Consider the following 22612-nt stretch of genomic DNA (forward strand, 5'->3'; position numbering starts at 1 on the left):
CCGGATGAGTGGAACACCATGGGTGTCACGCGGAGGGTGTGACACCCATGGTGTTCCACCGGGAGCCCGGGCGGCGGTCAGGCGATGCGGCGGAGGCGGCGTACCGCGAGGTAGAGCAGGAGCGCGGCGAGGGCGACGAAGATGCCGGTCTCGATGCCCTGGAACAGCCAGAACCGGTCCGCCGGCTGGTAGAGCTGCCAGTTGTACGCGCCTGGCTGGAGGCCCAGCTCCTCACCGCAGGCCCGGCCCTTCGCCTCCGCGGCGCCGGGCGGGCACATGATTCGGGTGTCCTCCGCCATCATCGTCCCGTCGGGGTTGCGGATGCCCTCGCTGAGGATCCAGTCGCCGCGGCGCATGGCGGCCTCCGTGACCCCCTCGATCGGGAAGGTGAGGGTGCGGGCGGGCTGGTAGTGCGGGCGGGCCAGGACCGCGACCGCCGCCCGTACGCCGATGAACCCGGCCAGCGTGATGCCCATGGCGGGCAGCATCCGTTTCCACACGGTGCCGGCGAAGATGCCCAGCGCCACGGCGAAGAGGGTGTATCCGATCGGGACGATGCCCTGCAGGTCGAACACGATCACGCCGAGCCGGCCCTCGTGCGCGGCCTGGGTGAGCGGTTCGACCCACCACGACATGCCCAGCCCGTAGCAGACCGCGAGGACCACCACGGCCGCGCCGACCAGCCCGAACTTCACCAGCGCCCAGCGGGTCCGGCCGACGCCCTGGGTCCAGACGAACCGGTGCGTGCCGTGCTCCACCTCGCGGGCGACCAGCGGGGCGCCCCAGAACAGGCCGACCAGCACGGGCAGGGTGAGCAGCAGCACGGCCACCAGGTTCAGGCTGCCGTACCGGTTGGTGAAGCGGCGGAAGCCCGCGTCGCAGGTGTCCCGGGTCGCCGCCGCCACGTCGGTGTCGGCGAGCTGGCGTACGCAGTCCGCCAGCTCGAGGTCGGCGAAGGTGTGCCGCATCGACAGGCCGATCGGCACCATCAGGGCGGCGAGCGCCGCGAACCCCAGCAGGGTGAAGAACGCCTGCTTGCGGTGTTGCCGCCAGGTCAGCCAGATCATGCCGGCACCCCCCACTCGCTGTGACTGGTCTGCGAGACGCCGTCGGCGAGGTAGGCCAGGACGACGTCCTCCAGGCCGACCTCGCGTACCGTCCAGGCGGGATCGGTGACCGGACCGTCGGTGCGGACCAGCAGCGTGGACTGCCGGTCGGTGTGACTGGCCCGGACCACCTCGGCGACGCCGCCGATCGGGCCGTCGTCGTGCCGTGGGCCGACCAGTTGCCGGTGCGCGGCCACCAGGTCGTCGACCGAGCCGGCGAGCTGCACCTGGGCGGCGTTCAGCACCACCAGGTAGTCACAGATCCGTTCGAGGTCGGCCAGCAGGTGGGAGGAGAGCAGCACGGTGGTCTCCGACTCGGCGACGCTGCCCATCAGCGACTGGAGGAACTCGCGTCGGGCCAGCGGGTCGAGGCTGGCGACCGGCTCGTCGAGCAGCAGCAGCCGGGGCCGCTTCGCCAGGGCGAGGGCCAGTGCGACCTGCGCGCGTTGCCCGCCGGAGAGCTTGCCGACCCGCAGGTTGGGCGGGATGCCGAGCTGGGCCAGCCGGTTGCGGGCCAGCGCGGCGTCCCAGCGCCGGTTCAACCGGCCGCCGAGGTCGACCAGCTCGGCGGCGGTGAAGTCGCGGTAGAGCGGGGTGTCCTGGGCGACGAACCCGATCTCGGGCAGCAGCTCCGGGTTGTCGTACGGCGACGCGCCGAAGATCCGTACGGCGCCGGCGTCGGGTCGGAGCAGACCCACCGCCAGGTGCAGCAGGGTGCTCTTGCCGGCGCCGTTGGGCCCGACGAGGGCGGCGATCCGCCCGGCCGGCAGGTGCAGCGAGCAGTCCCGCAGCGCCCAGGTCTTCCCGTAGCGTTTGCCCAGCCCCTGGGCCTCCAGGGCGATCTCCATCTGGTGTCCTCTCATCGTGCCGGGGCGGTCTTCGTGCCTTCGGTGTCAGCGGTGAGGGCGGCCCGCATGGTGGTCTCGACGAGGGCGGTGACGTCCTCGGGGGTCAGTCCGGCCGCGTGGGCGCGGTGCAGCCACGCCACCAACTCCTCGCGCAGCTCGGCCTGGTTGGGCAGGGACGTGCCGGCGAGCGTGCGCCGGACGAAGGTGCCCACCCCCGGGCGACCCTCGACCAGCCCCTCGATCTCCAGCTCCCGGTACGCCTTCAACACCGTGTTCGGGTTGATGGCCAGGGACTGGGCGACGTCGCGGACCTTCGGCAGCTGGTCACCGGGCGTCAGCAGGCCCACCCGCAGGGACTGTTTGACCTGCTGGACCAGCTGCACGTACGTGTTCACCTTGGACCTGCCGTCCAGCACGAACTCGATCACCCAGTCGCCCTTCCATTGTCCTACGACAGTAGGACTATAGGACAGGATTGGGCGTCCGGTGGACCCGTGACACAAAAAAGCGCCACGGGTGTCGTCGACACCCGTGGCGCTCTCTGCCAGACGGGGGCTCAGCCGAAGGCGGCGTCCAGGATGTCCAGACCCCGGGCCAGCTCGTCGTCGGAGATGACCAGCGGCGGCAGGAAGCGCAGCACGTTGCCGTACGTGCCGCAGGTCAGGGTGAGCAGGCCGGCGGCGTGGCAGGCCGCCGAGATCGCCGCCGTGGCGGCCGGGTCCGGGACCAGGGTGCCCGGCTGCACCAGCTCCACGGCGAGCATCGCGCCCCGGCCGCGTACCTCGGCGATGCGCGGGTCACGCTCGGCGATGGTGCGCAGCCGCGCGGCCAGCACCGTCTCGATCCGCTGCGCCGCGCAGGTCAGGTCCAGCTCCCGCATGGTCTCGATGCTGGCCAGCGCCGCCGCGCAGGCGATCGGGTTGCCGCCGTAGGTGCCGCCGAGGCCACCCACGTGCACCGCGTCCATCAGCTCCGCCCGGCCGGTCACCGCCGCCAACGGCAGCCCGCCGGCGATGCCCTTGGCCAGGGTGATCAGATCCGGCACGACCTCCTCGTGCTCGCAGGCGAACCACTGCCCCGTCCGGCAGAACCCGGTCTGGATCTCGTCGGCGACGAAGACCACCCCGGCCGCCGTCGCCCACTCGCGCAGCGCCGGCAGGAACCCCGCCGCGGGTACGACGAAACCGCCCTCGCCCTGAATCGGCTCGATCAGCAGCGCGGCGACGTTCTCCGCGCCGACCTGCTTCTCCACCAGCTCGATGGCCCGGGCCGCCGCCTCGGCGCCGGAGAGGCCCCCGTCGCGCAGCGGGTACGACATCGGCACCCGGTAGATCTCCCCGGCGAACGGCCCGAACCGGTGCTTGTACGGCATGTTCTTCGCGGTCAGCGCCATGGTCAGGTTGGTCCGACCGTGGTACGCGTGGTCGAAGACCACCACCGCCGGCCGCCCGGTCGCGTGCCGGGCGATCTTCACGGCGTTCTCCACCGCCTCGGCGCCGGAGTTGAACAGCGCCGAGCGCTTCTCGAAGTCCCCCGGGGTGATCGCGTTGAGCTGCTCGCAGACCGCCACGTACGACTCGTACGGGGCGACCATGAAGCAGGTGTGGGTGAAGCGTTCGACCTGCGCCTTCACCGCCTCGACCACGCGGGGCGCGGAGTTGCCCACGTTGGCGACCGCGATGCCCGCCGCGAAGTCGATCCACTGCCGGCCCTCGACGTCGGTGATGGTGCCGCCGCCGGCGTGGTCCACGTAGGACGAGATGGTGCTACCGACGCCCCGGGCCACCGCCGCGCCGCGCCGCTTGTGCAGTTCCTCGGACGACGTCATCGGTCAGCCCTCGATGTTGTGCATGACGTGCTTGATCCGGGTGTAGTCCTCCAGGCTGTAGACCGAGAGGTCCTTGCCGTGCCCGGAGTGCTTGAAGCCGCCGTGTGGCATCTCGGAGACGAACGGGATGTGGGTGTTCACCCAGACGCAGCCGAAGTCGAGCCGGCGGGTCATCCGCATCGCCCGGCCGTGGTCCTTGGTCCAGACCGAGGCGGACAGGCCGTAGTCGACGCCGTTGGCCCAGCGCACCGCCTCGTCCTCGTCCGAGAAGCGCTGCACGGTGATGACCGGGCCGAACACCTCGTCCTGGATGATCTCGTCAGCCTGCCGTACCCCGGAGACGACCGTCGGGGCGTAGAAGTAGCCGCGCTCGCCGAGCCGGGAGCCGCCGGTCTCCACGCTGGCGTGGTCCGGCAGCCGGTCGACGAAGCCGCTGACCCGGGCCAGCTGGTTGGCGTTGTTCAGCGGGCCGTAGAGCACGTCCTCGTCGTCCGGCGCGCCGGTCTTCGTGTTGCGGGCCTGCTCGGCCAGCGCCGCGACGAAGTCGTCGTACACGCGGGGGCCGGCGAGCACCCGGGTGGCGGCGGTGCAGTCCTGGCCGGCGTTGAAGTAACCGCCGACCGCGATCGCCTCGGCCGCCGCCGCGACGTCCGCGTCGTCGAAGAGCACCACCGGGGCCTTGCCGCCCAGCTCCAGGTGGGTCCGCTTGAGGTCCGGCGCGGCGGCGGAGGCGACCTCCATGCCCGCGCGGGTCGAGCCGGTGATCGACACCAGCTGCGGGGTCGGGTGCGAGACGAGGGTACGACCGGTGTCCCGGTCGCCGCAGACCACGTTGAACACGCCCGGCGGGAAGAACTCCGCGGCGATCTCGGCCAGCAGCAGCGTCGACACCGGCGTGGTGTCGGAGGGCTTGAGCACCACCGTGTTGCCGGCGGCGAGCGCCGGGGCGATCTTCCAGACCGCCATCATCAGCGGGTAGTTCCAGGGCGTCACCTGGGCGCAGACGCCGATCGGCTCACGCCGCACGTACGAGGTGTGCCCGGCCATGTACTCGCCGGCCGAGCGGCCTTCGAGCAGGCGGGCGGCGCCGGCGAAGAAGCGGAACTGGTCCACCGCTGGCGGCAGCTCCTCGTCGGTGGTGAGCTGGCGCGGCTTGCCGGTGTTGCGCACCTCGGCGTCGACCAGCTCGGCGGCGCGGGCCTCGACGGCGTCGGCGAGCTTGAGCATCGCCTTCTGCCGCTCGCCGGGGGTGGTGTCCCGCCAGGTCTCGAAGGCGGTGGCGGCGGCCTTCATCGCCGCGTCCACGTCCGCCGCGCCGGAGACGGGGGCCTGGGCGAAGACCTCACCGGTGCACGGGTCGATCAGGTCGGCGTAGCCGCCGTCCGCCGGTTCGACGTACTGGCCGTTGACGAAGTTGCGCAGCTGCTGCTGGTCGCTCATGAGGATGTCTCTCCAGGGGTGGCCGGGAGTCTGTCGCGGAGGTAATCGGAATCTCGTTGCCATCTTCGCTACTGAATTCGCGGCAGACAAGGCCCGTGGCGACTGTTTCCGTGCGGCCGGTCGTCGTCTACGCTGCCGACGTGGAGCCGAGAGTCTTCTATGTCGCCGGTCGCCCCGTTCACGGTGAGGGCGAGCTGACCGTCACCCACCCGTACGACGGCCGGACGGTGGGGCGTACCACGCTCGCCACGGCCGACCAGGTCGAGGCCGCCGTCGCGGCGGCGGCCGGCGTGGCGGTGCAGGCCGCGGCCCTGCCCGCGCACGTACGGGCGGCGGCCCTGGACCACGTTTCCCGGCGGCTGGCGGAGCGGGCCGAGGAGGTCGCGGCGCTGATCACCGCCGAGAACGGCAAGCCGGTCAAGTGGGCGCGGGCCGAGGTGGGGCGCGCGGTGTCGACGTTCCGCTGGGCGGCGGAGGAGGCGCGGCGCTTCTCCGGCGAGTTGCAGCGCCTGGACACCGACCCGGCGGCGACCGGGCGGATCGCCCTGGTGCGCCGGGTGCCGCGTGGCCCCGTGCTGGGGATCGCGCCGTTCAACTTCCCGCTGAACCTGGTGGCGCACAAGGTCGCCCCGGCGATCGCGGTGGGCGCGCCGATCATCGTGAAGCCGGCCCCGGCGACGCCGCTGTCGGCGCTGCTGCTGGGGGAGATCCTGGCCGAGACCGAGCTGCCCGAGGGCATGTTCTCGGTGCTGCCGCTGCCCAACGAGCGGGCCGCCGAGCTGGTCACCGACCCGCGCCTGCCGGTGGTGTCGTTCACCGGCTCCGGCCCGGTGGGCGCGGCGATCCGTCGGCAGGTGCCGGAGAAGCACGTGACGCTGGAGCTGGGCGGCAACGCGGCGGCGGTGATCTGCGAGGACTGGGCCGCCGACGAGGACCTGACCTTCGCCGCGCACCGGATCGCGATGTTCTCCAACTACCAGGCCGGGCAGTCGTGCATCGCCGTGCAGCGGGTCTTCGTGCACGAGTGGCTGTATGACGGTTTCCTGCCCCGGCTGGTCGCGTCGGTGCAGGAGCTGCGGGTGGGCGACCCTGCCTCCGGGTTGACCGACGTCGGGCCGCTGGTGTCGGAGGAGGCAGCGCAGCGGGTGGAGGCGTGGGTGGACGAGGCGGTCATCGCCGGGGCCACCATCGAGGTGGGCGGCCGGCGCGACGGTGCCACCTACCCGCCGACCGTGCTCTCCGGCGTGCCGTCTTCTGCGAAGGTCTGCACGGAGGAGGTCTTCGGACCGGTGCTGGTGGTCGCGCGGGTCACCGACGACCGCGCCGCGTTCGCCGCCGTCAACGATTCCGCGTACGGGTTGCAGGCCGGCGTGTTCACCCACCGCCTGGACGTGGCGTTCGAGGCGGCGCGGGTGCTGGAGGTCGGCGGGGTGATCGTCGGGGACGTGCCGTCGTATCGCGCGGACCAGATGCCCTACGGGGGCGTCAAGGGGAGTGGCGTGGGGCGCGAGGGGCTGCGCAGCGCGATGGAGGACTACACCGAGCCGCGGGTGATGGTGCTGACCGGGATGGCGCTGTAGCCGGTGCCAGGCCGGTGTCAGTCGGCGTGGCGCGGTGCTGGCCGGGCGGGTCGGCGTCGGGGGCGGTCACCTCGTTGAGCGGTATGCCTGTCAGGCATATTTATGCCTCTCAGGTATCGCTCAGGCGGCATACGACCGCCGCTCACCAGGTGCCGTCGTCGCGGACCCGGGCCGGGGCCAGGCCGAGCAGGAGCGTGGTGAGCGCGGCGTCGATGTCGTCGCCGAGGAACCACTCACCGGCCTGGTCCAGGGCGAAGATCCGGCCGTGCTCGTCCACCGCGAGGATGCTGTCCTGCCGTTCGGAGCCGATCGGGAACAGTCGCACGCCGAGGACGGCACCGAAGTCGGCGAGGGTGTCGGCGGTGTGCGCCGCCCACGTCGGATTGGTGTCGAACTGGCGGACCCACACGTCGACGCCCGGCCGCCGCCGGAAGGTGACGATCGCCGGGAAGTCCAAGAAGACGCGCTCCGCCGCTGGGAATGACTCATGGCGATGGGTTCGGCCCGCCACCTCGCAGGTTTCGGCGATGGCGCCCTGCGCCAGCGCCCAGTTGAGCGGATCCTGGTCCCAGCCGGCGTCGGCCAGAGCCTGGGCCACCTCGGGTGGAAACCGGTCGGCGACCGGCACCGGCCGGGTGATCGCCGGGGGCTCGGTGATCGCGCCCAGTTCGCCCCAGGGCAGCACACCGAGCTCCACCAGAGCCTTTGTGCATGACTCGCAGAGATCCCGGACTTCACCGCCGTTGGGGTCGCCCGGTTCCCGTACCTGAAAGATCTGCAGTTGGCTGTTCGCGAGAAACGCCTTTGCCTCGCCGCGGGTCAGCGGGCTCTCGCCTGCGGCGGCGCGGAGGTGGTCGTACTCGTGGAGGACGTCGGAGACGACGATCAGCTCGGCGTGGCGGTCGCCGCCCCGCACCAGGTGCCCGGCCGGCAGGTCGTCCAGGTACGCGCGGACCAGCGGGTGGTGGTGCAGCTCGACGTCGCCCTTGGCACCGTGGCCGAGGTACGTGCGGCCCTCGACGGTGAGGTGGGCGACCGTAGCCGGCGTCGGCAGCCGCCGGATCTCGCGGAGCAGCTGGCTGGCCGGGTCGACCGTACGCGGCGCCGGGCCGCCGGCGGGGCGACTGCGGCGGTACATCTGCTCGACGGCGGCGACCGGCACCCGCGGCCAGGTCGAGACCTCGCCGGTCTCCTTGTCCACCACCGTCGTCGGCAGGTCACCCGGCACGGTGTCGACGTCGGGGGAAACGACGGAGCGGATCACGTACCCCAGGTCGAACTCGTCGATCCTCGGACGGCACTCGTAGCCCAGGCGCTGTGAGTCGCGGCGGGCCCACACCGTGGCGAGCTGCTCGGCCTGCTGGCGATCGATCACGAGCTGAAAACTACCGGACCCCCACGACTTCGTGGCACCCGGTATGGTTCGCCTGACTGAACGTGACCGGGGGAGGGTGGCGTTGGCCGAAAGTGTCGACCGGGAGGCCAATCGCGCGCTCCGGGCGCGGTTCGACGAGGTGTACGGGCAGTACCGGCAGCTCCGGTCCGGTTTGGACGAACTGCAGACCAAACTGACGGAGCTGCGGATCACCGAACGCTCCGACGACGGCCAGGTGACCGCCACCGTGGGAGCCCGGGGCGAGTTGATCGCCGTGGAGCTCAGTCGGGCCGTCTACCAGACCCGGGACGCGAGAGCCCTGAGCCGGAAGATCACCACGACGGTCCACCGGGCCACCGCTGCCGCCGTCGCCGCCACCCAGGAGCTGGTTGCCGGCTACCTGCCGGCGGGCTCCGGCTCGGTGGACTTCCTCCGCAGCGGCGACTTCGGCGCGCTGCTCGGCCGGGCCGACGCGGCCCTTCGGGGCGAAGGGGAACGCCGTGGCTGAGGGGCAGCTCTGGCTCGACCCGGACCGGGCCCGGCGCGGCGGTACTGACCTCCACCTCGCCGGCGAGGCGGTCGGCGCCCGACGTGAGCAGGTCGGCGGTCGCATCGCGGCGGCGAGCGCGCAGCGTCCGTGGGGTCGCGACGACATCGGCACCGCCTTCGAGAAGAGCTACCGCAGCTACGAGCAGACGCTGCTGCGCGCCTGGGAGGGAGTCGGGCGGGCACTGGCCGGGCTCGGTGCCGACGTCGTGTCGTCCGTCGAGGCCACAGTGGAGACCGACGCCGCAAGCGGCCGGCGACTCGACGGAGTGTCCGGCCAGCACGATTACCGGCGCTGACCTGCGGAGGACCGAGCCGTGAGCTTGCTGCCCAGCCCGATCCCGCACCCGCTCGACTACAGCCCCTGGGACCTGCCGGGCTGGGTCTACGAGGCACTCGACTGGGTCATCGGGGTGGAATGGCCCGAGGGGGACGAACGCGCCGTCTGGGACCTCGCCGACCAGTGGTACGGCGTCGCCGCGGCGCTCGCCGGGCCGCGCGACGACGCGATTGCCGCCGCGGCCGAGGTGCGCAGCGGGTACGGCGGCATCGGCCTGGTGGCCGAGGCGTTCGACACCGCCTGGCGGCGGGTTGCCGAAGGCGACGAGGCGCCCCTGCTCGTCCTGCTCGCGGTCAGCAACGACCTCGGCCGGCTGGTCGAGGAGTGCGGCTGCGACATCGAGGGCGCCAAGCTCGAGGTCTGGATCGAGCTGGGCATCCTCGTCGTCGAGTTGCTGGCGATCGCCGTGGCCAGCGTGGTGACCGCCGGTGCCGCGTCACCCGCCGTGGGGGCGGCGACCACCGCCAGCCGGCTGGTGGTCCAGCAGATCTTCAAGCGACTGCTGGCCCAACTCGCGAAGAAGGAACTGAAGCAGGGCCTCAAGGAGGCCGGGGAGCGGGCCGCCAAGGAGGTGGCCCGGGGCGGCATGCGCGGCCTGGGCAAGCGCGCCGCCAGGGGCGGGCTGGAGGAGGCGGCGGAGGAGTCCGGGATCAGCCTCGCCACGCAGGCGTATCAGAACTCCACCGGGCGTCGCGACGGCCTGGACCTGGCCGACCTCGGCGCGTCGGCGGTCGGTGGGCTCGCCGGTGGCGCGGTGGCGCCGCTGGCGGGGCTCGGCCGGCACGCCCACGGTCGCGGGGCCCGGATCGTCGAACACTTCGGCCGGGAGATGACCGGCGAGACCCTCGCCGAGGGCGCGGCGGGCCTGGCCACCGGCCAGGGCGTCATGTCACTGGAGGACGCTGCGCGGGCGGCCGTCTCCGGCGCCACCGGTTCGGCCACCGGTCAGGTCGACGCGGCGGTACGCGCCCGCGTCGACGGGCAGCTGAGTTCGCTCGCCGCGCCGCGCCCGCCCATGGAGCTGCCCCTCGTGTCGCAGACGGTGGCTGCGGGCGACCTCCCCTCTCCCCGGGACGGGTCGTCTCCCGAGGCGGGCGCTTCGGCGTTGTCCGGCGGCTCCGGAACGGGCGCGGCGCTTGCCGCCCCGCTCGCGGATGCCGCTCCGCCCGCACCGCAGCCGGACCGGGGGCCAGCGGCGGTCGGCAAGGGGGACACAGTCCCGGCTGTGGAGGTCGGATCGGCATCGGATCGCGGGGCGTCAGCGGCCGTCACCGTGGACGCCGCCGCATCGACCCAGGCGGGGCACGGGCCGTCGTCGGGCAGCCCCACGCTCTCGTCGGTCACCGCCGAACGCCCGCCCTCGCCACAGGTTGGCGAGGTGCCTGCCACTGCGGCTCAATCCACCACCACGCCGACGGCAGCCAACCCGGTGACCTCCGCCGCTGTGACCACCGGCCCCGTGACGAGCTCCGCCACAACGGCGACGCCCACCGCGCTTACGTCGCCCGGCACCGTGACGACTTCCGCCACCGCGACGTCGCAGGCCACCGTCACGTCGTCCAGCACCGGGGCGGTCGGCAGCGCGGCGACCAGCGTCCCTCCGGCCAATGCGAACGGGTCTGCGTCTGCACAGCAGCCAGTGGCCGCCGCGCACGGCAGCCCTCCGGCCGTCACCCCGCCGCCCGTGCAGCGGCCCACCCCGGTGGGTGCGGAACCGCCGCCTCGGCAGGGTCCCGGGACACCGGAGCAGGACGGTGACGCCGCCACCCGGAACCGGTTCCCGTCGCTGGAGGCGCTGGCCCCGACCACCTCACCACTTCCCGACGCGCAACCCTCGCTCGTCCCACCGGGACCGGCCACCGAACTGCCGCGTCCGAGGACGCCCGAGTGGTACGCCGCGAAGTGGGCGGCCGAGCGGGAAGCCCTTGAGCGACGCCGCTACCAGGGCTACTTCGAGTCGCAACGCGCCTGGTACGAGGAGCGACGGCGCGAGGATTTCGCTGCCCGTCTGCGCCGGTCCGCCAGCGGCTACCTTGACCGAGCCCGTTGGTTGAAGAGACAGGCACGTGAGTTCGTCCAGGCCGGGCGCACCTTGCGGGCCGAGCACATGTTCAAGGCGAGTGAGGTCGCTGAACATGACTCGTACGAGTTCAGCGACAGCGCCGAGGCGGTCCTGGCCGGCAGGGTCGTGCCGGACGAGGTGTTCATCGACAACCCGGCCGACTTCCAGCGGATCAACGACGACGTCGCCGATCTGGCCCTCGGTGCGGTCGAGACGAGCGACCGGTCGGCGCTGACCGGCGCCGACGACGACCCGCCGCCGATCGACCGTTCCCGCCGGTACGGGCAGCGGGGTGGGCTACGCCCGCCGCTGGCTCTGCACCAGACCGACCTCGAACGGCAGATGCCTCGCCACCCCGACGGCAGCGTCGTGCGGACCGCCGATCCCCGGCAGGGCGGGTGGTTCGCGCTCGCCAACGACGGCGGGCCGCAGGCCGACCCCACGCGCGGCATCAACTGCCTCGACTGCACGCTGTCGCTCTTCGAGACCTGGGTACACGGCCGGCCGCGGGTCTCCGCGCCGCGTACCTTCGACGGCTACTCCGCGGGTGACATCCGGTGTCCGATCATGGGCGAGAAGAACGGCCCGCGGCGGGTGGAGCAGGTCACCGGCGGGCGTTTCCAGAAGCTGGTGGGCAGTCGGGAAGCGGCGACGGACAGTTCGACCCTGCGCGACGCGGTCGACCGTGGCTTCGAAAACCTGCGCGTCCAGCTGAAGATCGGCGGCCACGGCAGCTACGCGTTCCTCATCACCGAGTGGGAGAACGGCGGGTCGCACGCCTGGGTCGCCCTCAACCAGAACGGCACCATCCTCTACCTCGACCCGCAGAGCGGCGCGGTCCACGACCAGCCCCTCTACCGTCACCGAGGTGTCGCCGACCCGGACAACCTCATCAGCGTCGACGCCCTCGTGCTCGGCGGTGACGGCCGGCCGATGCCGCTGGGTGGGCTGGCCCGGGGACGATTCAGCGTCCTCCCCGATCTGCCCGACTATCCGTCCTCGCCGGAGGACGAGGCCGGGTACGGCGACCCGTACCTGAACCGCCTCCACCTGCTCGACGGCCCGGGCATCGCTTCTCCTGGAAACGGTCCTACGGCGAACGGCGTGCCACCTGCGGCGCCCGACCTGCCGCGGGAGGCCGATGAGCCGCCCGGGGACGCGGAAGAACTGCGGCGAGCACGTCAACTGGCGTACCGGGAGCGCCAGGCTGCCGGGCTGCCGGCTCGTGAGGTCGTCGCGGCGAGCGCCGATCTCGACGCGGTGTTCGAAGCGGGCGTCACCCCTGCCGAGGTGGCCGCCCAGCTCGACGGTCCGACGCTCCGGCGGCTCGCCCCGCACCTCGACGAGGCGGCGGCCCACGACGTGGCGCGGTTGCTCGCTGATCCGCGGGTTGCTCGCATGCTCGACGAAACGTGGCAGACGCCCCCGTACGGCGAGCCGATGCTCGCCGAGACGTTGGTCAGACAGTTGACGCAGCATCCGGGTCTGGCACGGATGATCCTGGCCACGCCGGCACTCGCGAACTCGCTGACGGCGCGTCCGCTGACGCTGCTTCACCTCGCGGCCCATCAGCGGGCCATCGACGTCCTGGGATCAGTGCTCGACGACATTGCCGAGCGGGGTGCGCACACAATCGCAGCAGTTGATCCTCCCGACCCTGTCGCGACGCCCCTCTCCGACGCAAACCGGCAGATCAGCGCCAGCGTTCGCGTCGACGGAGAGAGCGTGGCGCAACCGGGCTTCGACCGCAGCCGGTCCGACGATCCTGCTTACCGAAAGGCCTATCTCGACGAACTTTACGAAGCCGCGGCCGTGGCTCAGATAGATCTCAACAGAGTTGCGAATGAGTTGGCGTACGTCGACGGCGAGGCAGTCGGTCATCCCGGCTGGCGGCCAAAACCAAAGGACCGGCGCCGAGCGTTGGACAAGCTTGAGAAGTACCGGGGCAATGCCTCAAAGCTGCGGGACCTGGCCGCAGCGAAGGTGGAGTTCCGCTGTCTCGATGACCTCTATGCGGCGCTTGCGCGGCTGCGAGACCGCCCGGACGTTCGCATCGTGCAGTACGAAGACAGGTTCCTGACCCCCCAGGACAGTGGTTATCGCGATGTCCAGCTTGTACTCGAGATGCCGAACGGTCATCTCGCCGAGTTCCGGCTGCACCTGGCGGCGCTGGACGAGGTGGCCGTCTGGGAGCACGCCTTGTTCGAGGTCCGCCGTGACCTGGCCAGCCTGGCACGGGAGGGAGCGCGGGGGCTCTCCGACACCGAAAAGGCGATTGCCGATAGCATCTTGCGACGGGAGCAGCAGTTTTTCTGGCGCGCGTTGCTCTCGACATACGAGGAGATGCCGTGACTGGTCAGGTTTCCGGGTTGGTCTTGCCGGCCTATTACTCGTACTACGATTCCCCGGTCAAGATTGTGGTTTCCCCTGACGGGAGAGTGCGTGTGTGGCGAATCTCGGCGGAGGGTGGTTGGCGCGACGAGAGCGACCTTTTCAAGGAGATTGTCTTCGCGGTGGGTGGTGAGGTGTTCAAGCGCTCTGCGGCCGAATTCGTGCAGGACGTCGAGCGCTATCGCGCCGAGAACCTGTCTGGGCAGGGCCCGATCTTCGCTCTCTACGAGACCGTGAACGCGATCGTCGACTCCGCAAGGCGGGAGAGGCGACCTTTGACGGTTGAGGAGCGAGCACTCGTGGCTGGTATCCGACGCCGCACCTTCGTCATGTTCGAGGAGCAACTGTTGGCGGCCGGTGATGAGGCTGCCGATCCCGGTCTTAGAAGCTGACGACGGTGAGTAGCGCCGGTATTAGCGGCGCGCCAAGGTTGGCCTATTTCGTCCTCTACCGTAACGGCGAGAGGGTGAAGCCTTCCGGGATCCTCGTGGTCGACATGGCCGGTGGTCATGCGGTGATTTGGGATCATCGACAGCGGTCATGGTCGTACAACCCCGACCTCGCGTTCCGCTTTCTCGGTGACTATCGCAATGACGATCGATATGAGCCGGTCGACAGGTCTGCCCTTGAGCGGATTGCAGTTGAGGTGACCAAAGGCGTTCTTATTCCTCCAGACGAGGAAATCAACCAGATGTTCTCGGCGGGCGCAGCGGGCTGCCCATGAAGGCCCGCTTCGTCGGTGGAAATCCGTTGCGGTCGGTCGCTGGCTGGGTCAGGGTCGCGACATGACGGACCCTCACGCCGACATCCCCGCTGACCTCCCCACCCGCTCCTTCGGCTGGTCGGACATGTTCCTCAAACCGGAGGACGATCCCCGCTCCACCGGTGGCTTCGACGATGAGCGGAGCCTCCTGGTCGGCTACCTGCGTGACCACCGGCTGACCCTGGAACTCAAGTGCGCCGACCTCGACGCCGAGGCGCTGGCCCGGCGCAGCGTGCCGCCATCGACGATGTCGCTGCTCGGCCTGGTCCGGCACATGGCCGAGGTGGAGCGGGGCTGGTTCCGCCGCACCATGGCCGGCGAGGACGCGCCGCGGATCTGGTGCACCGAGGAGGAGCCCGACGCCGACTTCGACGGCGCGGTCGCCGACCCGAAGGTGGTCCAGGAGGCTTGGGCGGCGTGGCGTGCGGAGGTCGCGTACGCCGAGCGGTTCGTCAACGAGGCTGCCGACCTGGGCGTCAAGGGGCACCGGGGAGACCTGACCATCTCGCTGCGCGAGCTGCTGGTGCACATGATCGAGGAGTACGCCCGCCACAACGGCCACGCCGACCTCCTCCGCGAGCGCATCGACGGCCGCGTCGGCCAGTGACCTGGACGAGCGGTACGGGCGGCCCGCTGGGCAGGCACGGCAGCGGGTTGTGAGATCCACATAGGCTCGGATCATGACGAACTCCGGCATGTCCAAGCGGCAGTCGACGGCATGGGCGAGCGGCCTCCTGCTGGGCCTCGTCATCGGCCTGGCCATCTTCCGGGACGCTGGCGGAGTGGCCTTCGGCGTCGCGATCGGTGTCGCCTTCGCGGTCGCCTTCGGTGGCACTCGCACGGATGAGCGGCCGGACACGGCCGACAGCGGCGAATAGGGACGGCCACCAGTTCCCGCCACGCGGCGGGAGTCGGAATGACCCACACCAAGTGCGCCGAGTTGCGGTGTCCGTCGCTGGGGAACACCGCAACATCGCGCGAATGGAGTCGATCAAGCCCGAGCAGGACTGGGCCGGACGCGTCGTAGACAGATGGCGGCGGGTCAAGCGACACGGAGCCGAGCAGGCCGAGAGCGGAAGGCGGCAGTCCGGTCAGCGATGACGACCGACGGTGCGGACCTCGACCCCGGCGCGGCCGGGAACAGAGACGCCCAGTGGGAACGGAGAGGGGCGCCGGTGCAGGTGCACACGCCGAGGACGGTCGCGGAGGCGGTGGCCGTACAGGATCGGTTGCGGCCGCTTGCCGACCTGGTCGGGCCCGGTCCGCGCCAGCCCGCGACGGTGGCCGGCCTCGACGTCGCGTACGCGGAGAGCGATGACCTGCTCGCGGCGGCCGTCACGGTGCTGGACGCCGCGACCCTGACCGTGGTGGACCGGGCGGTGAGCGTGGGGCGGCCGGCGTTCGACTACGTGCCGGGGCTGTTCGCCTTCCGGGAGCTGCCGGCGTTGCTGGCCGCCCTCGACGGGCTGACGGTGCAGCCGGAGCTGCTGGTCTGCGACGGGCACGGGCTGGCCCACCCGCGCCGGTTCGGGCTGGCCTGTCACCTGGGGGTGGTGACCGGGCTGCCGGCGATCGGGGTGGGCAAGACGCGGCTGGTCGGCGAGTCGGCGGAGCCGGGGCCGCGGCGCGGTGACAGCACGCCGCTGGTTGACGGGGGCGAGACCGTGGGGCGGGTGCTGCGGACCCGGGACGGCGTCAAGCCGGTCTTCGTCAGCGTCGGGCACCGGATGAGCCTCGACAACGCCGTTGACCAGGTGCTCGCGCTCACCCCGCGCTACCGGCTGCCGGAGACCACCCGCACCGCCGACCGGCTCTGCCGTGACGCCCTGGCCGCCGCCCGCACCTGACTCCGCGCGACAACCCTGCGGGCTCCCCGCCGTCACCCCGATCGCCCTACCCCCACCCCAACGGAAAAGGCGGCCGGCGTGATCCAGGACACGGCCGGCAGGGTAATGCGGCACACATCTGGAGCGCTCAATGGGGAGAGGACCCCCTGACCCGGTAGTAGCCTGACCGCCGGACTCCAGTGGGGGAGAGACGGTGAGGTGGAGATGTCCGTGCGTCGGCAGGTCGTACGGCTGGTGACGGCTGCTGCGCTGCTCGGCGGCCTGCTCGTCGTCGGCGTCGCCCCCGCGTACGCCGACTCCGACCGGGTCGGGGTCCGCGCGGCGAGCAGCTTCAGCGCGGGCGGTTCCCCGGGCGGCGTCTCGATGGAGGTGCGCAAGCGCACGGAGGGCTGCGTGCTGCTGCGCAGTTCGCTCGGGTTGCGGCTCACCGGGTTGAATCCGGACCAGGTGCGGGTACAGGTGAGCATCGGCGGCCGCTGGTTCCCGGTACCGGTTTCGGGCGGCGGTGGCAGCGTCGCCACCGGCCGTACCTCGCCGGCGAATGCCACGTTGTGCAAGGGGAAGAGCATCACCGTTCGCTACCGGGTCGCGTTCGTCGCGGGCGCACCGGCGGGCAGGTTGGAGGTGGTCGGCGAGGCGACGACCGCCGTCGGCCGGTTGATCGGCCGGGGCGCCGACACCTCCCGGGTCGGTGGGCGCCTCGCCGCGAGCGCGACCCCGAGCAGCAAGCCCACCCCGACGCCCACCCCGAGCGCGACCGGGACCCCGGCCGCCGTCACGGACGAGCCGAACCAGGCCGTCCTCGCCGCCCCGACCACCGGCCAGGCCATCGCCGCTGCCGAAGAGTCCTCCGGAGGATCCATGATCATGTGGTTCGGCATCGCCCTGGTAGCCATCGGCGCCGGGTTGATCGCTCTGCTCATCCGCAACAACCGCAAGGACCGCGGGCCCGCTGGCGAGCAGGCGTACCCGGTCGTCCCGCTGCCGCGCAACCCCGGTCCGACCACCTACCGCTCCGGCGGCGGGGTGCCGGGCGCGACCCCCGCGCCGACCCCCCAGGTGTACGGCCAGCAGCCCGGCCCCGCGCGCCCCAGCGGCCTGTACGGCGGCGCCGGCGCGTACCCGACCATCCCACCCGCCCCCCGCCCGTCCGGGGTGTACGGCGCGCCGACCTCGGCCCCGCCGGCCGCCACGCCCCCGGCCCCGCCCGCCGCCACGCCGCCCGCGCCGCAGCGACCCGCCACGCCGCCGGCCGCCCCGCCCGACGGTGAGGCGACCACCTTCATGCCCCGCCTCCCCGGCTAGGGCGGGGCGGACCCGGCCGCTCCGTTAGGCTCAGGTTCGTTGACGACCTGCTGTCGAGGAGTGAACCCGGTGTCTGACCTGTCCCAGATCGTGAAGGCGTACGACGTCCGGGGGACGGTGCCGGACCAGTGGGACGAGCGCACCGCCGAGGCGCTCGGGGCGGCCTTCACGCAGGTGCTCAACGATGCCGGCGAGCCGGGCGACGCCGTGCTGATCGCGCACGACATGCGGGCCACCGGTCCCGCCCTGGCGAGCGCCTTCGCCACCGGCGTGCGCGCCGAGGGCCGTACGGTGATCGAGCTGGGGTTGGCCTCCACCGACATGCTCTACTACGCCTCCGGCGCGCTGGGCCTGCCGGGCGCGATGTTCACCGCCAGCCACAACCCGGCGCAGTACAACGGCATCAAGATGTGCCGCTCCGGCGCCCGCCCGATCGGGCAGGACAGCGGCCTGGCCGACATCCGGGACCGGGCGCAGGCGCTGCTCGCCGCCGGTGAGCGCGTGGCCGGCGAGCCGCCCGCCCCGGCCCGGCGGCGGGACCTGCTGCCGGACTACGCCGCGCACCTGCGCAAGCTGGTCGACCTGTCGAGCATCCGGCCGCTGAAGGTGGTCGTCGACGCGGGCAACGGGATGGGCGGCTACACCGTGCCCACCGTGCTCGGTGAGGCCGCCCTGCCGGCCCTGCCGCTGGAGATCGTGCCGCTCTACTTCGAGCTGGACGGCACCTTCCCCAACCACGAGGCCAACCCGCTCGACCCGAAGAACCTGGTCGACCTCCAGCGCGCGGTGGTGGCGCACACTGCCGACATCGGGCTCGCCTTCGACGGCGACGCCGACCGCTGCTTCGTGATCGACGAGCGCGGCGAGCCGGTCTCCCCGTCCGCGATCACCGCCCTGGTGGCGGCCCGGGAGCTGGCCAAGCACCCCGGCTCCACGGTGATCCACAACCTGATCACCTCCCGCGCGGTGCCGGAGATCATCCGCGAGCACGGCGGCCAGCCGGTGGTGGCCCGGGTCGGTCACTCGTTCATCAAGGCCGAGATGGCCCGCACCAACGCCGTCTTCGGCGGCGAGCACTCCGCGCACTACTACTTCCGGGACTTCTGGTTCGCCGACACCGGCATGCTCGCCGCCATGCACACCCTGGCCGCCCTCGGCGAGCAGTCCCAGCCGCTGTCGATCCTGGCCAGCATCTACGAGCGGTACGCCGCCTCCGGCGAGATCAACTCCACGGTGGCCGACCAGGCGGCGAAGGTCGCCGAGGTGCGCGCCGCGTACCCGGAGGCGGAGGTCGACGAGCTGGACGGCCTCACCCTGCGCTTCCCGGACGGGGCCTGGTTCAACCTGCGCCCCTCCAACACCGAGCCGCTGCTGCGGCTCAACGTGGAGGGCCCGACCGAGGAGCGGATGATCTCGCTGCGCGACGAGGTGCTGGAGCGCGTTCGCCGATAAGATCGCCTGCGCCGGTCGGCACCGCCGACCGGCGAGACCGCACACGTGGAAGGAGCCGCACCGTGGCCCTGGACCCGCAGTTGCTCGAGATCCTCGCCTGCCCGGACACACACCACGCCCCGCTGGACTACGACGCGCAGGCGCAGACCCTCACCTGCACCGAGTGCGGTCGCGTCTTCGAGGTACGCGACGACGTGCCGGTGCTGCTGCTGGACGAGGCGCGCGGCGGCCCCGAGGCGCAGCGGTGATGGACGGTACGGCCGGGGTCAGCGGCCGGCGGGTGGCCGACGAGTCGGTGCTGGACAACCCGGACACCTTCAGCGAGCAGGACCCGGGCGGCATGCTGCGGTTCACCGCCTCGGCCGGCGCCCAGGTGCGCGAGTCGGCCGCCCTGGCCGCCGAGGCCAACCTGTCGCTGCTGGAGGACGACCTTCGCCCGCGGGCGGTCGTCATCGCCGGCATCGGCACCGCCGGGCGTACCGGTGACGTGCTCGCCACGGTCGCCGGGCCGCGCTGCCCGGTGCCGGTCATCCCGCACCGCAGCGCCGGCGTGCCCGGCTGGGTCGGCGCGGCCGACGTGGTGATCGCGGTCAGCGCCTCCGGTCGCAGTCCCGAGGCGCTCGGCGCCGCCGAGGCGGCGCACCGCCGGGGTGCCCGGCTGGTCGCCGTCGGGGCGCCCGACTCGCAGCTCCAGTCGGTCGCCGAGCGGGCCCGTGCCCCGTTCATCCCGGTGCCCCGGCGCGCCCCGGCCCGGGCGAGTCTCTGGGCGCTCACCGTGCCGGTTCTGCTCGCCGCCCGTACGCTCGGCCTCGTGAAGGTCAACGAGGCGGATCTGGCGGAGACCGCGGCCCGGCTGGACGCCGACGCCGACCGGTGCCGCCCCACCGCCGAGTCCTTCGTCAACCCGGCGAAGTCGCTGGCCCTCGGGCTGGCCGGGTCGATCCCGATCGTCTGGGGGTCGTCCCCGCTGGCCACCGTCGCGGCCCGGCGCTTCGGCGACACGCTGTCGGCCAACGCCCGCTACCCGGTGGTCACCGGGGCGCTCGGCGAGGCCGGCCGCGGGCGCGTCGGCCTGCTCGACGGCGTCTTCGGCGGCCTGGTCGAGTCGGCACGGGACATCTTCGCCGACCGGGACGAGGCCGAGGGCGACCCGACCCGGCTGCGGCTGGTGCTGCTGCGCGACGGCGGGCTCAACGCCGAGGACGACACCGACGAGCCGCTCGCCGTCGAGGAGCGCCGCGCCGAGGCCGTGCAGACCCTCGCCGAGCGGCGCGGGGTGCGCTGCGACGTGGTGACCGCCGAGGGCGGCTCCGCGCTGGAACGGCTCGCCTCGCTCGTGGCCGTACCCGACTTCGCCTCGGTCTACCTGGCCCTGGCCCACGGCCTGGACCCGATGGCGGTCCCGGCGATCACCGAGATGAAGGAGCTGTCGAACCAGTGAGCGAACGCAAGGGGCGAACGGTCCTGCTCAGCGGCGTGGCGACCGGTGTCGCGCGGCGGAACGGAGCGGGAGCGTGAGCGCGAACGGCGGGACGAAGGCGATCGTCGCCGCCCTGCTGGCCAACGTGGGCATCGCCGTCACCAAGTTCATCGCGTTCCTCCTGACGGGTTCCTCGTCGATGCTGGCGGAGTCGATCCACTCCGTCGCCGACTCCGGCAACCAGGGCCTGCTGCTGCTCGGCGGCAAGCGGGCCAAGCGCGAGGCCACCCCGCAGCACCCCTTCGGGTACGGCCGGGAGCGCTACATCTACGCGTTCATCGTGTCGATCGTGCTGTTCAGCGTCGGTGGTCTCTTCGCGCTCTACGAGGCGTACCACAAGTGGCACGAGGGGGGTGGCATCGAGGAGTACAAGGCGGTGCCGGTCGTCGTGCTGGTGGTTGCGATCATCATGGAGTCGTTCTCCTTCCGAACCGCGATCAAGGAGTCGAACCACGTCCGGGGCAACCAGTCCTGGGTGAGGTTCGTCCGCCGGGCCAAGGCGCCCGAGCTGCCGGTGGTGCTGCTGGAGGACCTCGGCGCGCTGGTCGGTCTGGTCTTCGCGCTCTTCGGTGTCAGCATGACGCTGATCACCGGTGACGGGGTGTGGGACGCCCTCGGCACCGCGATGATCGGTGTGCTGCTGGTGGTCATCGCGATCATCCTCGCCATCGAGACCAAGAGCCTGCTGCTCGGCGAGGGCGCGGAGACGCACGACCTCGCCGCCATCGAGAAGGCGGTCACCGAAGGCCCCGAGGTCGAGCGGATCATCCACATGAAGACGCTCTACCTCGGCCCCGAGGAGCTGATGGTCGCCGCGAAGATCGGCGTGTCGGCCCGCCACAGCGCCGAGGAACTGGCCCGTGGCATCAACACCGTCGAGGCCCGCATCCGCGCCGCCGTGCCGACCGCCCGGGTGATCTACCTGGAGCCGGACATCTACAGCGCCGCCGCGGAGCGCGCCGGCACCGGTACGGCCTCGCACACGGCCGTACCGGGGTCGGAGACCGAGCCGGGCGACGTCGCCGGGCGGGCCGGAGGCTGAGCGTGGAGCTGCTGCACGGCCCGATCCGCGACTACGCCTGGGGGTCCCGCTCGGCCATCGCCGAGTTGCAGGGACGCCCGGTGCCCAGCGACGGGCCGGAGGCGGAGCTGTGGCTGGGCGCCCACCCGGGCGCCCCGGCCACGGTCGACCGCGGCGGCGACCGGGCGAGCCTGGTCGACCTGGTCGCCGCCGAACCGGGCCACTGGCTCGGCGCGCAGGTGGTCGACCGGTTCGGCACCCGGCTGCCGTTCCTGCTGAAGGTGCTCGCCGCCGACGCCCCGCTGAGTCTCCAGGCCCACCCGGACCCGGAGCAGGCCCGCGCCGGGTACATCGCCGACGGCGCGCGCGTCCAGGGGCGGCGCAACTACGTCGACCCGTACCACAAGCCGGAACTGCTGGTCGCGATCGCGCCGATGGAGGCGCTCTGCGGGTTCCGCGACCCGGCGGACTCGGCGGACGTGCTCGCCGCGTTCGGCGTACCCGCGCTGGAGCCGGTGGTTTCCGCGCTGCGCACCGGGCCGACGGGCCTGCGGGACGCCGTGCGCCTGCTGTTGACCTGGCCGGCGGCGCAGCGCGCCGGCCTGGTCGACGCGGTGGTGGCGGCGCGGCTCGCCGGCCCGGACGCCGAACTGGCCCGGTCGCTGGCGGCCGACTACCCGGCCGACCCGGGAGTGCTGGTGGCGTTGCTGCTCAACCACGTGCGGCTGGCGCCGGGGGAGGCGATCTGGATGCCCGCCGGCAACCTGCACGCCTACCTGCGCGGCACCGGGGTGGAGATCATGGCGGCCAGCGACAACGTGCTGCGTGGCGGGCTCACGCCGAAGCACGTGGACGTCGACGAGCTGCTGCGGGTGCTCCGCTTCGAGGTGCTGACCGACCCGGTGGTCATGGCGCGGCCGGTGGCGCCGGGCGTGGTCTGCTGGCCGGTGCCGGTCGAGGACTTCGCGCTGCACCGGGTGACGGTGGACGCGGCCACGCCCGAGGTGCGGCTGCCGCTGCCGGGGCCCCGGGTGGTGCTCTGTCGGGCCGGCCGGGTCTCGGTGGACGACGGGACCGGTCCGGTCACCCTCGCTCCCGGCCAGGCCGCCGTCGGGCCGGCCGCCGCGGGCCCGCTGGTCTTCACCGGCGCCGGTGAGGCGTTCGTCGCCACCGCCGGCCTCCGCTGACGCCTTGTCGAGCTGAATCCCGGCCCTCGCGCCCACGACAC

General features: G+C 72.3%; 21 protein-coding genes. 15 read left to right on the forward strand and 6 right to left on the reverse strand.

Going from position 1 to position 22612, the window contains the following annotated elements:
• Positions 1-77: 77 nt before the first annotated feature.
• From ACTMS9_RS05110 to ACTMS9_RS05130, 5 genes are all read right to left on the reverse strand, one after another.
• Positions 78-1067, reverse strand: coding sequence for a transporter (locus ACTMS9_RS05110; protein WP_441164234.1), 990 nt, complete (start codon positions 1065-1067; stop codon positions 78-80).
• The gene (locus ACTMS9_RS05115) at positions 1064-1954 is read right to left on the reverse strand and encodes an ABC transporter ATP-binding protein (protein ID WP_441164235.1); all 891 of its coding nucleotides are present in this window, start codon (positions 1952-1954) and stop codon (positions 1064-1066) included. Before ACTMS9_RS05115 ends, ACTMS9_RS05110 begins: the two co-directional genes overlap by 4 nt.
• A gap of 11 nt (positions 1955-1965) precedes the next feature.
• Positions 1966-2382, reverse strand: coding sequence for a GntR family transcriptional regulator (locus ACTMS9_RS05120; RefSeq protein ID WP_441147061.1), 417 nt, complete (start codon positions 2380-2382; stop codon positions 1966-1968).
• A gap of 128 nt (positions 2383-2510) precedes the next feature.
• The gene (gene gabT, locus ACTMS9_RS05125; protein ID WP_346536410.1) at positions 2511-3782 is read right to left on the reverse strand and encodes a 4-aminobutyrate--2-oxoglutarate transaminase; all 1272 of its coding nucleotides are present in this window, start codon (positions 3780-3782) and stop codon (positions 2511-2513) included.
• A 3-nt stretch (positions 3783-3785) separates the two neighbouring features.
• Positions 3786-5222: a gamma-aminobutyraldehyde dehydrogenase gene (locus ACTMS9_RS05130; protein ID WP_441147057.1), complete on the reverse strand. Its 1437-nt coding sequence runs from the start codon at positions 5220-5222 to the stop codon at positions 3786-3788.
• Between the two features lie 140 nt (positions 5223-5362).
• Here ACTMS9_RS05130 and ACTMS9_RS05135 point away from each other — a divergent pair, with 140 nt between their 5' ends.
• The gene (locus ACTMS9_RS05135; RefSeq protein ID WP_441147055.1) at positions 5363-6802 is read left to right on the forward strand and encodes an aldehyde dehydrogenase family protein; all 1440 of its coding nucleotides are present in this window, start codon (positions 5363-5365) and stop codon (positions 6800-6802) included.
• A gap of 142 nt (positions 6803-6944) precedes the next feature.
• On the opposite strand, the gene ACTMS9_RS05140 is transcribed toward ACTMS9_RS05135, so the two are convergent.
• Entirely contained in the window at positions 6945-8177 is a 1233-nt protein-coding gene (locus ACTMS9_RS05140) for an SUKH-3 domain-containing protein (RefSeq protein ID WP_441147053.1), read from the reverse strand.
• 76 nt (positions 8178-8253) lie between these two features.
• On the opposite strand from ACTMS9_RS05140, the gene ACTMS9_RS05145 reads away from it, so the two are divergent.
• From ACTMS9_RS05145 to manA, 14 genes are all read left to right on the forward strand, one after another.
• Positions 8254-8685: a YbaB/EbfC family nucleoid-associated protein gene (locus ACTMS9_RS05145; protein ID WP_441147051.1), complete on the forward strand. Its 432-nt coding sequence runs from the start codon at positions 8254-8256 to the stop codon at positions 8683-8685.
• A complete protein-coding gene (locus tag ACTMS9_RS05150; protein WP_441147050.1) occupies positions 8678-9022 on the forward strand; it encodes a hypothetical protein in 345 nt (114 codons plus the stop codon). Before ACTMS9_RS05145 ends, ACTMS9_RS05150 begins: the two co-directional genes overlap by 8 nt.
• 18 nt (positions 9023-9040) lie before the next feature.
• Entirely contained in the window at positions 9041-13477 is a 4437-nt protein-coding gene (locus ACTMS9_RS05155) for a toxin glutamine deamidase domain-containing protein (RefSeq protein ID WP_441164236.1), read from the forward strand.
• On the forward strand, positions 13474-13908 hold the full coding sequence (locus ACTMS9_RS05160; protein ID WP_441147046.1) for a hypothetical protein: 435 nt from the start codon (positions 13474-13476) through the stop codon (positions 13906-13908). The genes ACTMS9_RS05155 and ACTMS9_RS05160 overlap by 4 nt, the downstream gene beginning before the upstream one ends.
• 5 nt (positions 13909-13913) lie before the next feature.
• Complete coding sequence (locus ACTMS9_RS05165) at positions 13914-14240, forward strand: hypothetical protein (protein WP_441147044.1); 327 nt, start codon at positions 13914-13916, stop codon at positions 14238-14240.
• A 61-nt stretch (positions 14241-14301) separates the two neighbouring features.
• Positions 14302-14886 (forward strand): DinB family protein, encoded by a 585-nt coding sequence (locus tag ACTMS9_RS05170; RefSeq protein WP_441164237.1) that lies wholly within the window; start codon positions 14302-14304, stop codon positions 14884-14886.
• A gap of 73 nt (positions 14887-14959) precedes the next feature.
• The gene (locus tag ACTMS9_RS05175; protein WP_441164238.1) at positions 14960-15157 is read left to right on the forward strand and encodes a hypothetical protein; all 198 of its coding nucleotides are present in this window, start codon (positions 14960-14962) and stop codon (positions 15155-15157) included.
• Positions 15158-15508: 351 nt separating this feature from the next.
• Positions 15509-16126, forward strand: a complete 618-nt coding sequence (gene nfi, locus ACTMS9_RS05180; protein ID WP_441164437.1) for a deoxyribonuclease V — start codon at positions 15509-15511, stop codon at positions 16124-16126.
• Between the two features lie 204 nt (positions 16127-16330).
• On the forward strand, positions 16331-17431 hold the full coding sequence (locus ACTMS9_RS05185; protein WP_441164239.1) for a hypothetical protein: 1101 nt from the start codon (positions 16331-16333) through the stop codon (positions 17429-17431).
• A 69-nt stretch (positions 17432-17500) separates the two neighbouring features.
• Positions 17501-18883, forward strand: a complete 1383-nt coding sequence (locus ACTMS9_RS05190) for a phosphomannomutase/phosphoglucomutase (protein WP_441164240.1) — start codon at positions 17501-17503, stop codon at positions 18881-18883.
• A 62-nt stretch (positions 18884-18945) separates the two neighbouring features.
• Positions 18946-19131, forward strand: coding sequence for a Trm112 family protein (locus tag ACTMS9_RS05195; protein ID WP_088963849.1), 186 nt, complete (start codon positions 18946-18948; stop codon positions 19129-19131).
• The gene (locus ACTMS9_RS05200; RefSeq protein WP_334569485.1) at positions 19128-20324 is read left to right on the forward strand and encodes an SIS domain-containing protein; all 1197 of its coding nucleotides are present in this window, start codon (positions 19128-19130) and stop codon (positions 20322-20324) included. Before ACTMS9_RS05195 ends, ACTMS9_RS05200 begins: the two co-directional genes overlap by 4 nt.
• A 73-nt stretch (positions 20325-20397) precedes the next feature.
• Positions 20398-21405, forward strand: coding sequence for a cation diffusion facilitator family transporter (locus ACTMS9_RS05205; RefSeq protein ID WP_441164241.1), 1008 nt, complete (start codon positions 20398-20400; stop codon positions 21403-21405).
• Between the two features lie 2 nt (positions 21406-21407).
• A complete protein-coding gene (manA, locus tag ACTMS9_RS05210) occupies positions 21408-22571 on the forward strand; it encodes a mannose-6-phosphate isomerase, class I (protein ID WP_441164242.1) in 1164 nt (387 codons plus the stop codon).
• The last annotated feature ends 41 nt before the right edge of the window (positions 22572-22612 follow it).

Source organism: Micromonospora sp. L31 (genome assembly GCF_052068075.1).
Classification (GTDB): Bacteria; Actinomycetota; Actinomycetes; order Mycobacteriales; family Micromonosporaceae; genus Micromonospora; species Micromonospora purpureochromogenes.

What these genes read in the sequence shown, in the direction of transcription:
- gabT (WP_346536410.1), bottom strand. Translation starts at nt 3,782, where the DNA reads ATGACGTCGTCCGAGGAACTGCACAAGCGGCGCGGCGCGGCGGTGGCC.
- ACTMS9_RS05175 (WP_441164238.1), top strand. Translation starts at nt 14,960, where the DNA reads ATGACGAACTCCGGCATGTCCAAGCGGCAGTCGACGGCATGGGCGAGC.
- ACTMS9_RS05130 (WP_441147057.1), bottom strand. Translation starts at nt 5,222, where the DNA reads ATGAGCGACCAGCAGCAGCTGCGCAACTTCGTCAACGGCCAGTACGTC.
- ACTMS9_RS05110 (WP_441164234.1), bottom strand. Translation starts at nt 1,067, where the DNA reads ATGATCTGGCTGACCTGGCGGCAACACCGCAAGCAGGCGTTCTTCACC.
- ACTMS9_RS05185 (WP_441164239.1), top strand. Translation starts at nt 16,331, where the DNA reads ATGTCCGTGCGTCGGCAGGTCGTACGGCTGGTGACGGCTGCTGCGCTG.
- ACTMS9_RS05170 (WP_441164237.1), top strand. Translation starts at nt 14,302, where the DNA reads ATGACGGACCCTCACGCCGACATCCCCGCTGACCTCCCCACCCGCTCC.
- ACTMS9_RS05115 (WP_441164235.1), bottom strand. Translation starts at nt 1,954, where the DNA reads ATGGAGATCGCCCTGGAGGCCCAGGGGCTGGGCAAACGCTACGGGAAG.